2 protein-coding genes are annotated in these 1,661 nt (G+C 72.0%); both read right to left on the bottom strand.

The genetic code is table 11. The annotated features are described in order from the left end of the window. Positions 1 to 87: 87 nt before the first annotated feature. The gene (locus GWI24_RS44130; protein ID WP_210951626.1) at positions 88 to 927 is read right to left on the bottom strand and encodes a glycosyltransferase; all 840 of its coding nucleotides are present in this window, start codon (positions 925 to 927) and stop codon (positions 88 to 90) included. Positions 928 to 1,094: 167 nt separating this feature from the next. Then, positions 1,095 to 1,661, bottom strand: a 567-nt coding sequence (locus GWI24_RS44135) for a hypothetical protein (RefSeq protein ID WP_210951625.1), incomplete at its 5' end; no start/stop codon positions are given.

Raw genomic sequence — 1,661 nt, forward strand, 5'->3', positions numbered from 1 at the left:
GGCTGCCGGGCTGCCGGGCGGCCGGGCGGCCGGGCCCGTCGGCTGGGCAGCGGGGCTGCACGGCCCGTCGGTTCGGCTGCCGGGCCGTCAGATGATGGGCGGGCGGCCAAGCTTGGTCATGTGCCACACCGTGCGCCAGCGCATCGGGCGGCGCCGCCCGCAGCTGGTGCGCAGCCCCTCCAGGAAGCCGCCCGCCCAGGCCCGCAGCCCGGTCAGGGAGCGGGTGCGGGCGAGCGTGAGCAGAGTCCAGGTGCCGAGATAGAGCGGGACCAGCGGCAGCGGCAGGTGGCGGCGGGCCAGCCAGACCCGGTTGCGGGCGGTCATCCGGTAGTAGACGGCGTGCCGGGCGGGGGAGGTCCGGGGGTGCTGGAGCAGCAGCTCGGGGTCGTAGACGACCTTCCAGCGCGCGTCGAGCGCCCGCCAGGCGAGGTCGGTCTCCTCATGGGTGAAGAAGAACGCGTCCGGCCAGCCGCCGATCTGCTCCAGCATCGCCATCGACAGGGCGTGGGCGCCGCCGAGGAAGGTGGTCACCTCACCGCCGCGCATCGGGTCGGACGCGCGCAGCCGGGGCACGTGGCGGCGCTGGGTCTCGCCCGTCTCGTCGGCGATGCGGAAGCTCACGATGCCCAGGCGCGGGTCCTCGGCGTACAGATCGCGCACCCGGCGGAAGACATCGGCGTCCACCAGCAGCCCGTCGTCGTCGAGGTCGACGACCACGTCCACGTCGCCGAACTCGCGCAGCCGCCGCCAGGCGACGTTACGGCCGCCCGAGACCCCGAGGTTCTCCGCCAGTTCGACCGTGGTCACCTCGGCGGGGAACTCCGGGAGCGGGGAGCCGTTGCCGACGACCACGACGCGGGTCGGGGGCACGTCCTGCTTCGCGACCGACTCCAGCAGGGCGGCCACCTCTCTGGGCCGGTTGCCCATGGTCAGGATGGCGATACCCAGGCGTGGTTCGGGGGCGGCGGACACGGTAGGACTCCAGAGCTCGGTTGCGATGCCCGCGATCGTAACCGTTCACTCAGAAGGACACTTTCGTACGGCTGATGTTCATCAAGGACTGAGCAACGAGCTTCGAAGACTGAGCAGAACAATCAGCCGTCGAGGGCGGCGAGCGCCTTCTTGGCCGCGCTGGTGGCGCCCTTACGGATCTCATCGGCGTCGGCGGCCTTGTGGCTCTCGAAGTCGCCGCCGTTGTAGGTCACGGTGACCGTGGCGTTGTCCTGGTGGACCGTCACCACGGCCTCGCGTATGCCCTGGTCGTCGTCCTCGGTGGTCTTCTCGGTCACCGAGGCGTCGTCGCCGAGGCCGGGCACCGCGCTGCCGCCCTCGCTCTTCTGCTTCCCCGCGACGCTCTTGACGTCGTAGGCGATGTCCAGCCAGCGGTAGTCGAAGTCGTCCAGCGCGTGCCAGGAGCAGCCCGTACGGCGGTTGAGGTCGCTGGACTTCAGTTCGTTCCCGGCCGGTTTGGCGCCCGGCACCAGGTCCTTGATCATCGACTCCGGGAGGACCGTGCACGCCTCCTCGGGCGGCTTGGCGTAGCGCGGTGCGGCGGCGCCGGTGGCCGGGGCCGAGGTCTGCGGGGAGGGGCCCGCCGGGGTGGCGCTCGTGTCCGTGTCGTCCGAGGTCGTCATGGCCACCCCCGCGGCGGCGAGGACGGC

Origin of the sequence: Streptomyces sp. MK37H (assembly GCF_018035285.1) — a bacterium.
Lineage (GTDB): Bacteria > Actinomycetota > Actinomycetes > Streptomycetales > Streptomycetaceae > Streptomyces > Streptomyces endocoffeicus.

Coding starts and splice junctions, on each gene's coding strand:
- GWI24_RS44130 (WP_210951626.1), bottom strand. CDS start 927: ATGGGCAACCGGCCCAGAGAGGTGGCCGCCCTGCTGGAGTCGGTCGCG.